Raw genomic sequence first — 11,353 nt, 5'->3', positions numbered from 1 at the left:
ATGGGTACCGCAACGTTGTGGCTGCTGCCCGCGATCCCCCTGGTCGGCGCGATCGTTCTGCTGTTGCTCGGGCGCCGCGCCGACGGCTGGGGGCACTACCTCGGTACGGCCGCCGCGCTCGCTTCGTTCGTCGTCGCGGTCGTCGCGTTCGTCGCCATGCTCGGTCGCGCCGACGCCGATCGCGCCCAGCATCTGGAGCTGTTCACCTGGGTGCCGGTGGCGCAGATGCAGGTCGCCTTCGGGCTGCAACTCGATCAGCTGTCGATCTGCTTCGCGCTGCTCATCACCGGCGTCGGCTCCCTGATCCACCTCTATTCGATCGGCTACATGAGCCACGATCCGGGCAGGCGCCGCTTCTTCGGCTACCTCAACCTGTTCCTGGCCGCCATGCTGGTGCTCGTCCTGGCCGACAACTTCCTCGTGCTGTACCTCGGCTGGGAAGGCGTGGGTCTCGCGTCGTACCTGCTGATCGGGTTCTGGTACGAGAAGCCCTCCGCCGCAACAGCCGCCAAGAAGGCGTTCGTGGTGAACCGAGTCGGAGACATGGGTCTGGCCATCGCCATGATGGTCATGTTCGCGACCTTCGGTTCCTTCGACTTCCGCACCGTGTTCGCGGCCGCACCGGGCGCGAGCGAGGGCACGCTCACCGTGATCGGGTTGATGTTGCTGCTCGCCGCGTGCGGTAAATCCGCGCAGGTGCCGCTGCAGTCCTGGCTCGGTGACGCGATGGAAGGCCCGACGCCGGTGTCGGCGCTCATCCACGCCGCGACCATGGTCACCGCCGGTGTGTACCTGATCGCGCGCGCCAACCCGGTCTACGATCTGGCCCCCGGCGCGCAGGCAGCGGTGCTCGCCGTCGGTGCGGTGACGTTGCTGTTCGGCGCGATCATCGGCTGCGCCAAAGACGACATCAAGAAGGCCCTGGCCGCCTCGACGATGAGCCAGATCGGCTACATGATCCTCGCCGTCGGTCTCGGCCCCGCCGGCTATGCCTTCGCGATCATGCACCTGCTCACCCACGGCTTCTTCAAAGCCGGGTTGTTCCTCGGTGCCGGCTCGGTGATGCACGCGATGAACGACGAAACCGATATGCGCCGCTACGGCGGCCTTCGCACCCTGATGCCGATCACCTTCGTCACCTTCGGGCTCGGCTACCTGGCGATCATCGGCGTGCCACCACTGTCGGGCTTCTTCTCCAAGGACAAGATCATCGAGGCCGCCTTCGACCACGGCGGCACCACCGGTGTTCTGCTCGGGGTGGTCACCCTGCTCGGCGCCGGGCTCACCGCGTTCTACATGACCCGCGTCATGCTGATGACGTTCTTCGGTGAACGCCGTTGGAAACCCGACACCCACCCGCACGAATCCCCCGCGGTGATGACCGGGCCGATGATCCTGCTCGCCCTCGGATCCGTGTTCGCCGGTGGACTGTTCGTATGGGGTTCGTCGCTGGTGCACTGGCTCGAACCCGTCGTCGGCTCGCACCACGCCGAACCCGTCGTCCCACCCATCGTCGTCACCGGGCTCGCGTTGACGGTGGTCGCGATCGGTGTCGCCGTGGCCTACCGCAAGTACGCCGAGTCGGCGGTACCCGAGGTCGCGCCGGAGCCGGTCACCGTGCTCACCCGCGCCGCACGCAAGGATCTCTACGGTGATGCCGTCAACGAAGCGGCGTTCGAACGTCCCGGCCGCTACCTCACCCGGGCGCTGGTATTCGTCGACGCCAAGGGTGTCGACGGGATCGTCAACGGCACGGCCGCCGCCATCGGTGGGCTGTCGGCCCGGACCCGGCGCGTGCAAACAGGTTTCGTCCGCTCGTATGCCCTGTCCATGTTCACCGGCGCGGCCCTGGTGGCCGCTGCCCTGCTCGCGGTGAGGTTCTGGTGAACTCGTTTCCCTGGCTGACGACGCTCTGGCTCGCCCCCGCGATCGGTGCCGTCGCGGTGCTCGCGGTCCCCGCCGCCCAGCGCACCCTGGCCCGCGCACTCGCCTTCGCGGTGTCGTTCGGTGTGTTCGTGCTCGCCGTCGTACTGACCGTGAAGTTCCAGCCCGGCGGTGAGCAGTACCAATTCGTCGAATCCCACGAGTGGATCCCGGCGTTCGGCGTGGGTTACACCCTCGGCCTCGACGGCATCGCCACCGCCCTGGTACTGCTCACCGCACTGCTCGTGCCGCTGCTGATCCTGGCGGGCTGGAACGACGACAGCGGCGACGGCCGCAAGAACGCCCACCTGTACATGGCGTTGATGCTGCTGGTCGAGTCGATGGTGCTGATCTCGTTCCTCGCCCTCGACATCCTGCTGTTCTACATCTTCTTCGAAGCCATGCTGATCCCGATGTACTTCCTCATCGGCGGCTTCGGCGCCCGGACCACCGACGCCGCCGTGCGCGCGCAACGCTCGCGCGCGGCGGTGAAGTTCCTGCTGTACAACCTGTTCGGTGGGTTGATCATGCTGGCCGCGGTGATCGGGTTGTACGTGCTCACCGCCCGCGCCGGTCTCGGTGAGGGCTCGGCGGGCACCTTCGATCTGCGGGTGGTGGTCGAAGCGGCCAACAACGGCGAGCTCGGCGGTAGTACGGCGGTCTTGAACGCCCTGTTCCTCGGGTTCATGTTCGCCTTCGCGGTGAAGGCTCCCCTGTGGCCGCTGCATACCTGGCTGCCCGATGCCGCCGTGTCGGCCACTCCCTCGAGTGCGGTGCTGATGATGGCGGTGGTCGACAAGGTCGGCACCTTCGGCATGCTGCGCTACTGCCTGCTGCTGTTCCCCCTCGCCTCCGACACCTTCGCCCCGCTCGTCATCACCCTCGCGGTGATCGGTGTGCTCTACGGTGCGCTGCTCGCGATCGGGCAGACCGACGTGATGCGCCTGATCGCCTACACCTCCATCTCGCACTTCGGGTTCATCATCCTCGGCATCTTCGCCATGACCTCCCAGGCCCAGTCCGGTGCCACGCTATACATGGTGAACCACGGATTGTCCACGGCCGCACTGTTTCTCATCGCCGGATTCCTCGTCAGCAGGCGTGGCAGCCGTATGATCGCCGATTTCGGCGGCGTGCAGAAGGTCGCCCCCGTGCTGGCGGGCACGTTCTTCATCGCCGGACTCGCGACGCTGTCGCTGCCCGGACTCGCTCCGTTCGTCAGCGAATTCCTGGTGCTGGTCGGCACATTCAGCCGGTACGAAGTGGCCGCGGTCGTGGCGACCGGTGCGCTGGTCCTCGCCGCGATCTACGTGCTGTGGCTCTACCAGCGACTGATGACCGGCCCGCTGCGGGAGGGCAACGAGAACCTGCGCGATCTGGTGCCGCGCGAACTCGCCGTGGTCGTCCCACTGCTCGTCGCCCTGCTGGTGCTCGGCCTGTACCCGAAGCCGATGCTCGATCTGGTGAATCCCGCAGTGGGACAGACCTTGTCGACCATCGGTAAGCAGGATCCGGCGCCGAAGGTCCCCGCTCCCGAAGCAGCCCCCACCGGCGGACACAAATGAGGACGGACTCCGTGACCATCAACGAGCTCGCGGCCCCGCTGACCGCGCCGAGCATCGAATACCACCTGCTCGCACCGATGCTGATCGTGTTCGCCGTCGGCGTCGTCGGTGTGCTGGTCGAGGCGTTCGCGCCCCGCGCCTACCGGTACGGCACCCATGTGGTGCTCGGCATCGCCGGTGTGCTCGCCGCACTGGTCGCCGTGGTGCTGCTGGCCGGCACCGAGGCCACCGCCGTGGTCGGCGCCGTCGCGATCGACGGCGTCACCTTGTATCTACAGGGCACCATTCTCGTGATCGGTCTGCTCGGACTGCTGCTGATCGCCGAGCGCGGTGCGGTACGGCGCGTGCGCAGCGGACCGGGCACCTGGAGCCGGGCCGCCGCCGTCCTCGAACGCGGCGTCGACGCCTTCACCCCCCAGGCATCGTCGGTGCCGGGCAGCGCCAACGAACTCGCCGCCGTGCGGGCGGGCGTCTCGACCACCGAGGTCTTCCCGCTGACCATGCTCGCCCTCGGCGGGTTGCTGCTGTTTCCCGCGTCCAACGATCTGCTCACCATGTTCGTCGCGCTCGAGGTGCTGTCGCTGCCGCTGTATCTGCTGTGCGGACTCGCCCGGCGCAGGCGGTTGCTGTCGCAGGAAGCGGCGCTGAAGTACTTCCTGCTCGGCGCCTTCTCCTCCGCGTTCTTCCTCTACGGTGTCGCCCTGCTCTACGGGCAGACCGGCACCGTCTCGCTGCCGGAAATCGGTGCGGCACTGGACAAGCAGGGCGACGATGCCACTCTCGCCCTGCTCGGTATCGCGATGCTGGCCGTTGGTCTGCTGTTCAAGATCGGTGCCGTGCCGTTCCAGGCGTGGGTGCCCGACGTGTATCAGGGCGCGCCGACCCCGATCACCGCGTTCATGGCGGCGGCGACCAAGATCGCCGCGGTCGGGGCGACCATGCGGGTGCTGATGGTGGGAACCGGTGCGCTCAGCGATGATTGGCGGCCCGTGCTCGCCGCCGTCGCGGTGGCGACGATGGTGGTCGGCGCGGTCATGGCGGTCACCCAGACCGATGTGAAGCGGATGCTCGCCTACTCCTCCATCGCGCACGCCGGGTTCCTGCTCGTCGGCATGACCGCCGCCGATTCCGCGGGCCTGGCGGCGGTGATGTTCTATCTGCTGGCCTACGGTCTCGGCACCGTCGGTGCGTTCGCGGTGGTCAGTCTGGTGCGCGACGGTTCCGGTGACGAGGCGACCGCCATGTCGCAGTGGGCCGGTCTCGGTAAGCGGTCCCCCTGGCTGGCCTCGGTTTTCGCGCTGCTGCTGCTCTCGTTCGCAGGTCTTCCGTTGACCAGCGGATTCGTCAGCAAGTTCGCGGTATTCGCCGCCGCATCCGGTGCCGGTTACATCTTCCTGGTCATCATCGGTGTCGTGTGCAGCGCCATCGCGGCGTTCTTCTACGTCCGCGTCATCGTGCTGATGTTTTTCACCGACCCGCCCGCCGACGCCCCGACCGCGACCTCGCCGTTCGCGACCGTCCTCGTCGTCGCCTTCACCGCGGGCGCGACCGTGCTCCTCGGCCTGTTCCCCCAGCCCGTTCTCGACCTGGCAGAACGGGCAGCCCACTTCATCCGCTGAGAGCGGATCGAAGCGTGCTTCACTCGGGAGTGGTCACCTCTCAGCGGGTGAGTTTGTGCAAGTGGGTGAGCTTTTCGGGGTTGGTGACCGAATAGATCCCGATCACGGTGTCGTCGGTGGCGACATCCAGTACCACCACCGCCAGGGGTGCGTCACCGTCGAAGACGACGGCGCACGGGTCACCGCTGACCGTGCGCCAACCCACGCGATAGCCGTCGAGCCCGGCCGCGGCGACGGCCATGAAGACCGCGGCGACGGCGGTCTTGCCGTGCACCGGCCGCAAGCTCGTCGCCGGTCCGGTGCCGCCGCCGTCGGTCCACAAGGTGACCTCCGGTGAGAGGATCGCCAGGAGCTCTTCGAGGTCACCGCCCATGGCCGCGGCAACGAAACGTTCGGTGACCGCCCGGCAGACGCGCGGGTCGACCTGGGTTCGGGGACGCCGCGCCCGAACGTGCGCGCGAGCGCGATGAGCGATCTGCCGGACGGCGGCGGGTGAACGGTCGACCATCTCGGCGATCTCGGTGTGCGGATAGGCGAAGACCTCGTTGAGGACGAAGACGGCCCGCTCGAGCGGAGTCAGCGATTCCAGGACGACAAGCATCGCCATCGAGAACGCTTCGGTGCGTTCCACGGTTGTCGCCCCGTCGGGCTCACCGTCGAGCAACGGTTCCGGAAGCCATTGCCCCACATAGTCTTCGCGGCGCCGGCTCAGCGTGGCGCGGCGGGCGAGGGCCTGGTTCACCGCCATCCGTGTGAGGTAGGCGCGGGGGTTGTCGACGGGTTCGCTGCTGCCGACCGACCGGGACTGCCAGGCCAACCACACTTCCTGCAGCACGTCCTCGGTGTCGGCGACACTGCCGAGCATGTTGTAGACCACCGAGAACAGCAGTTCGCGGTAGCCGACGAACAGCTCGGTGGCGTTGTCGATGTCAGCGGTCATGGTGTCCTCCGGTCCAACGGAAACAGGTCCTCCCACGAAGAGGCGGCCGGACCGCCTAAGTGTGACAGCCGCCTCGGAATCTGTGATCCATCGCACAGAAGGCTGGCGTGCTCGTCACATTCGGCGGCACGGCTGCCTCTTCGTCGGCGAATCCGTTTTCCACCAAGGAGGTTCCATGCGTACTCGAATCAGTGATGTCCGGGTTTTCGACGGCGAGCGGAGCGTCGATCGCACCAGCGTGCTCATCGAGGACGACCACATCGTGGTCGACGATCACGCCCCGGCCGAGGTGGAGGTCGACGGCACAGGTCGCACCTTGCTTCCGGGTTTGATCGACTGCCACACCCACATCTTCGACGGAGACCTGGCCCGCGCGCTCACCTTCGGAGTGACGACCGAACTCGACATGTTCTGCCTGCCCGAGGTGCTGCCCACCCAACGCGCGCTGGCCACCACCCGTGACGATGTGGCCGACTTCCTCAGCGCAGGCACACTGGCCACCGCGCCGGGTGGTCACCCCAGTCAGCTGCTCGCCGCGCCCGGTGTCGCCGAACTCGGACTCGCACCGTTCGACACCATCTCCGGCCCCGAACAGGCCGCGGACTTTGTGGGGGCCAGGCTGGCGGAAGGCGCGGACTACCTGAAGATCGTCGTCGACGACGGCGCCGTGCACGGGGCCGAGCTGCCGGTGCTGTCCGCCGCGACCGCGACCGCCCTGACCGAGGAGGCGCATCGGGCGGGTTTGCGGGTCATCGCGCACGCGATCACCGAGGGTGAGGTGCGCATCGCACTCGACGCGGGAGTCGACGGGCTGGCTCACGTCTGGACCGACATCTCGCCGCACACCGCCGACCTGGTCGAGCGGGTGGCCGCCGAGAACGTCTTCGTGGTGAGCACACTGGTCTACTTCGAAGCCCTCGGCGACCAGCACGAGAACGCGGCGGATTGTGCGCGTCCTGGTTCTTTCGAGGACGCTCTGCGGGTGGCCCGGGCGCTGTATCGCGCAGGTGCGCCGCTGCTTGCGGGCACCGATGCCAATCCGTTCGCGCCCACTCATGGTGCGAGCTTGCATCGGGAACTGGTCTTGCTGAGCGAGATCGGGTTGTCTCCGCTGGAGGTGCTGGCGGCGGCGACCAGCGGACCGGCGGATCGGTTCGGGTTGGCCGATCGTGGTCGGATCGTGCCCGGTTCGCGGGCCGACCTGCTGCTCGTCGAGGGCGACCCGACCGCCGATATCACCGCCACCGGCGCCATCGCCGACGTGTGGCGCCGTGGTGTGAGGCAGGTGCGCCGATGACCGCGGCGCACCCTCGGTGGCCGCTGCCGGTGTTCCGGGCGACGGTGACCGTCGCCGCCGCGCTGGTGTTCGCCCAGGCGGCACTGGCCGGCGGGTTTCTGGCCGGGCATTTCGAGGCCTTGGCGATGCACAGCCGCAACGGTGGGCTGGTCGGGGTGGTGTTCCTGGTGCAGGTGGTCGCATCGGTGTTGTTGTGGCGCAAGGGCAGTGGCCCGGCTTGGCCGGTGCGCACCGCGGTGATCCAGTTGCTGATCGCGGCGGCGCTGATCCCGCTCGGTGAGGAACGGGTGCTCGCCGTGCACATTCCCCTCGCCGTCGCCTTGTCGATCGGCACCGCGTTGCAGGTGAGCTGGGCGTGGCGGTGGCGGCGATGAGCATCAGCAGACGCGGGTTCCTGCGCGCGGGAATCGGGGTCGGCGCTGCCGTCGCCGTCGGGGCGGCGGTGCCACGGATCGCGCGACCTGGTCAGCCGGGACTGCTGCTACCGAGCGCGGCTCCGTTGCCCGTGCCGTTCCGGGCGCGGCTCCCGATTCCCCCGGAACTGGCGCCGATCCGGTCCGACGCGAACACCGACTACTACGAGATCACCCAGCGCACAGCGCAACTCGACATCCTGCCCGGCGTACGCACCGAGGCATGGACCTATCACGGCAGTTTCCCCGGACCGACGATCCGGGCACGGTCGGGTCGGGCGACCTCGGTGCGGCACCGCAATGAACTGCCGCACCCGACGGTGGTGCACCTGCACGGCGGACACACCCCCGCCGACAGCGACGGGTACCCGATGGATGTGATCCTGCCGGTCGGGGCAACAGCGGCGCCGCAGCACAGTGCCCACGGCCACGGTGCCGCGGCGACCACCGGCAACCTTGCCTACGGGGAACGCACCTACCTGTATCCGAACCGGCAACGCGCCGCGTCGCTGTGGTACCACGATCACCGGCACAGTTTCACCGGTCCCGCCGTGTGGCGGGGCTTGGCCGGTTTCCACCTCGTCGGCGACGAGATCGAGGATTCCTTGCCGCTGCCCCGCGGCGACCGTGACATTCCGCTGTTCATCTGCGACCGTTCTTTCGCCGAAGACGGTTCGTTCGCCTATCCGCTGATCGACCCCGCCCTGCACACCCCCGGGGTCACCGATCGCTACATGAACGGTGTGCTCGGCGATGTGGTCCTGGTCAACGGTGCACCGTGGCCACGGCTCGAGGTGTCACCGGTGCGATACCGGTTCCGGCTGCTCAACGGATCGAACGCGCGCCGCTACCGGCTGACACTCGAACCCGGTTCCAGCGCAGAGCCTTTCGTGCAGATCGGCAGCGACGGTGGCCTTTTGGATCGTCCACTGCCGCACGACCACATCGACATCTCCCCCGGCGAACGTTTCGATGTGGTCATCGATTTCGCCGCGTACCCGCCCGGCACGTCGGTGCGTCTCCGCAACATTTTCGGCACCGGCCCGGCCGCCGACATCCTCCGCTTCGACATCACCGGCCCGACCCTGCACGACGACACCGCCGTCCCGGACCGCCTGGCCCCGATCGAACGCCTCGACCCGGCGACCGCAGTCGCCGAGCGCACCTTCCTGTTCCAGCTCGGCCCGGGCGGCTGGTCCGTCAACGGCAGGCCTTACGAACCCGGCCGCGCACTGGCGGATCCGCGTCTCGGCACCGTCGAGATCTGGCGTTTCATCACCGATGTCCACCATCCCGTCCATGTCCATCTCGACCCGTTCCAGGTCGTCTCCCGTAACAACCGCCCGCCTGGGCCCTTCGATGCGGGCTGGAAGGACACCGTCGACGTCCGTCCCGCAGAGGCCGTGGAAGTCGCGGTCCGCTTCACCGACTATCCGGGCCCGTTCATGCTGCACTGCCACAACCTCGAACACGAGGACATGGCGATGATGGGAGATTTCGTGGTCAGGTAGGACGCGGCGCGTACATGATGATCGCGACGCCGAGCAGGCAGATGGCCGCCCCGATCGTGTCCCAGCGGTCGGGGCGGAAGCCGTCCAATGCCATGCCCCACAGCAGGGATCCGGCGACGAACACCCCGCCGTAGGCGGCCAGGATCCGTCCGAAATCGGCGTCGGGTTGCAGTGTGGCGACGAAACCGTAGAGGCCGAGGGCGATGACTCCGGCGCCGATCCATGCCACACCCTTGTGTTCGCGCACGCCCTGCCAGACCAGCCAGGCGCCGCCGATCTCGGCAACGGCGGCCAGGGCGAACAGCAGGATGGAACGCAACACGGTCATGGGCGCACATCCCGAATACCGATCCGCGACGGTGGCGAGGTTGCAGCGAATGCGAGTAAGCCGGTCCGCGCAGAGCTCACCCGGCCGCCCCGATCGCGGCCGAGGCGCGTGAGGCGAAGGCGTCGAGTACATCGACGTGGTTCGCCGGAACACCGACTCCCATCATCAAACCCTCCTCCTCGGCAGCGAAGTCGAAGGTGAAGAACGAGCAGCAGCGGCTCTCACGCCCGGCCAGCTCGCGCGCCACCGCCTCGGCACCCGGATCGAGGGCCACGTCGAGCCGCGTCCGATCGCGACGTCGGATTGTGCGTGCAGAGCTGTGAAAGAGCTGGTCGAACTCGGCGACCCGGATCGGTTGCTCCGCCGTGGGCAGGGTGCACGCCGGAGACACCCACTCGCCCTGATCTGGTTGAAGCTGCATTCTTCGACGGTAACCCGGTACCGCGGTACCGGAAACAACCTTCGCCGAGCGTTGCGAGTGGTCAGCCGCAGAGCCCGCTGGTGAGCCAGGCGCCCATGCCCGTGGCGGCCGGGGTGCCGGTGTAGGAGTAGGTGAAGGCGCGGCCCGCGGTGGTGGCGCCTGCGAGGGCGCTGAAGCCGCGGACGTTGCCGTTATGGCCGACGAAGCGGGTGCCGCAAGGGAGCTGGGCGTAGCCGATGCCGAGTCCGTAGGACATTCCGTTGCCTTCGCCCATGTCGACGCCGTCGAGCATGTCGCGCAACTGGGCGGGCGGAACCACCTGGCCCGACACCAGTGCGAGGTAGAAGCGGTTCAGGTCGGCGCCGGTACTGACCAGGGCGCCCGAGGCCCACGGCAGGGACGGTTCCATGAGGGTTTCGTCGGTGACGTTTCCGTCGACCGTGGTGTAGCCGGACAGGTGGGGTCGGCGCAGACCGGTTTCGCCGGTGGCGGGCAGGTAGGTGTGCGTCAGGCCGAGCGGGGTGATGATGCGGTCGGCGAGCTCGGTGGCGTACGAGCGTCCGGTGACGGCCTCGATCAACATCCCCGCCACCAGGTAGTTGGTGTTGTTGTACTGGAAGCGGGTGCCGGGGGCCGACTCGGCGGGCGACTGCAGGATGATCGCCATCTCCTCCTCCGGTGTGAAGGTGCGGCCGACGACGGCCGCCTGGTGCTCCGTCAGTTCGAACGAACGCGGAACCGGCAATCCGCTGCGGTGACCGAGGAGCTGACGAACCGTGATCGCCTGCCCGTCCACGCCGTCACCACGAAGCAAACCCGGCAGGTACTTCTCCACCTGCGCATCAAGCACCACCCACCCCTCGGCGACCAACTGCAACACCACCGCCGCCGTGAACGTCTTGGTGATGCTGCCGACCCGCACGTAATGCGGTCGATCATCAGGAATCGGTGCGCCCTCGACGAGATCGGCGACCCCGGCGCTCATCACCGCCGTCGCACCGTTGTCGGTCAGGGTCGCGACGGCGCCGACGGCTCCGGACTGCACCAATCCGGCAAGGTCGGCCCGCACCGAGTCCAGCCGTGCGGGCGCGACTGAGGGCACCTCCGCGGAGCTCGTAGTACAGCTCGTCAGCAACAAGGCGATGGTGCAGATCGGCAGGATCAACGTACGTGTCAGCATGAGCAGACAGTAGAAAGCCGTGGCACACAGGGACATTGGACTGCGGTACTACCCAGCTGTCAGACTGCCGTACCCCCGGGGAGGTGTCAGCAGGCGGTATAGACGAAGACCCGTGTTCCCGGCGGATACGGTGGGCGGCATGAAGGGTAAGGGGAG

10 protein-coding genes are annotated in these 11,353 nt (G+C 67.8%); 6 read left to right on the top strand and 4 right to left on the bottom strand.

Annotated elements, in window-relative coordinates; translation table 11 throughout:
• Genes nuoL through nuoN form a run of 3 tightly spaced genes read left to right on the top strand, consistent with a single transcriptional unit; the run spans nt 1 to nt 5,107 of the window.
• Entirely contained in the window at nt 1-1,887 is a 1,887-nt protein-coding gene (nuoL, locus tag LDL21_RS10860; RefSeq protein WP_225279883.1) for an NADH-quinone oxidoreductase subunit L, read from the top strand.
• The gene (locus LDL21_RS10855) at nt 1,884-3,488 is read left to right on the top strand and encodes an NADH-quinone oxidoreductase subunit M (RefSeq protein WP_225279882.1); all 1,605 of its coding nucleotides are present in this window, start codon (nt 1,884-1,886) and stop codon (nt 3,486-3,488) included. The genes nuoL and LDL21_RS10855 overlap by 4 nt, the downstream gene beginning before the upstream one ends.
• A gap of 11 nt (nt 3,489-3,499) precedes the next feature.
• Nucleotides 3,500-5,107 carry an NADH-quinone oxidoreductase subunit NuoN gene (gene nuoN, locus LDL21_RS10850; protein WP_225279881.1) on the top strand — a complete coding sequence of 536 codons (1,608 nt, stop codon included), beginning with the start codon at nt 3,500-3,502 and terminating at the stop codon, nt 5,105-5,107.
• Between the two features lie 40 nt (nt 5,108-5,147).
• Here the strand turns inward: nuoN and sigJ are convergent, their stop codons facing one another.
• The gene (sigJ, locus tag LDL21_RS10845) at nt 5,148-6,047 is read right to left on the bottom strand and encodes an RNA polymerase sigma factor SigJ (protein WP_225279880.1); all 900 of its coding nucleotides are present in this window, start codon (nt 6,045-6,047) and stop codon (nt 5,148-5,150) included.
• A gap of 175 nt (nt 6,048-6,222) precedes the next feature.
• Here sigJ and LDL21_RS10840 point away from each other — a divergent pair, with 175 nt between their 5' ends.
• The 3 genes from LDL21_RS10840 to LDL21_RS10830 are packed head-to-tail and all read left to right on the top strand — an operon-like array spanning nt 6,223 to nt 9,268.
• Nucleotides 6,223-7,344: an amidohydrolase family protein gene (locus LDL21_RS10840; protein WP_225279879.1), complete on the top strand. Its 1,122-nt coding sequence runs from the start codon at nt 6,223-6,225 to the stop codon at nt 7,342-7,344.
• The gene (locus tag LDL21_RS10835) at nt 7,341-7,718 is read left to right on the top strand and encodes a hypothetical protein (RefSeq protein WP_225279878.1); all 378 of its coding nucleotides are present in this window, start codon (nt 7,341-7,343) and stop codon (nt 7,716-7,718) included. The genes LDL21_RS10840 and LDL21_RS10835 overlap by 4 nt, the downstream gene beginning before the upstream one ends.
• A complete protein-coding gene (locus LDL21_RS10830) occupies nt 7,715-9,268 on the top strand; it encodes a multicopper oxidase family protein (RefSeq protein WP_225279877.1) in 1,554 nt (517 codons plus the stop codon). Before LDL21_RS10835 ends, LDL21_RS10830 begins: the two co-directional genes overlap by 4 nt.
• Here LDL21_RS10830 and LDL21_RS10825 read toward each other — a convergent pair.
• From LDL21_RS10825 to LDL21_RS10815, 3 genes are all read right to left on the bottom strand, one after another.
• On the bottom strand, nt 9,261-9,596 hold the full coding sequence (locus LDL21_RS10825) for a YnfA family protein (RefSeq protein ID WP_225279876.1): 336 nt from the start codon (nt 9,594-9,596) through the stop codon (nt 9,261-9,263). The two genes, LDL21_RS10830 and LDL21_RS10825, sit on opposite strands and share 8 nt — an antisense overlap.
• Nucleotides 9,597-9,672: 76 nt before the next feature.
• On the bottom strand, nt 9,673-10,017 hold the full coding sequence (locus LDL21_RS10820) for a hypothetical protein (protein WP_225279875.1): 345 nt from the start codon (nt 10,015-10,017) through the stop codon (nt 9,673-9,675).
• Between the two features lie 61 nt (nt 10,018-10,078).
• The gene (locus LDL21_RS10815; protein ID WP_225279874.1) at nt 10,079-11,197 is read right to left on the bottom strand and encodes a serine hydrolase domain-containing protein; all 1,119 of its coding nucleotides are present in this window, start codon (nt 11,195-11,197) and stop codon (nt 10,079-10,081) included.
• Between the last annotated feature and the right edge of the window lie 156 nt (nt 11,198-11,353).

The sequence above is a fragment of the Nocardia rosealba genome (genome assembly GCF_020216065.1).
Taxonomy (GTDB): domain Bacteria; phylum Actinomycetota; class Actinomycetes; order Mycobacteriales; family Mycobacteriaceae; genus Nocardia; species Nocardia rosealba.
The sequence above is the reverse complement of the archived record's forward strand: the minus strand, read 5'-3'. Positions and strand labels throughout refer to the sequence as shown.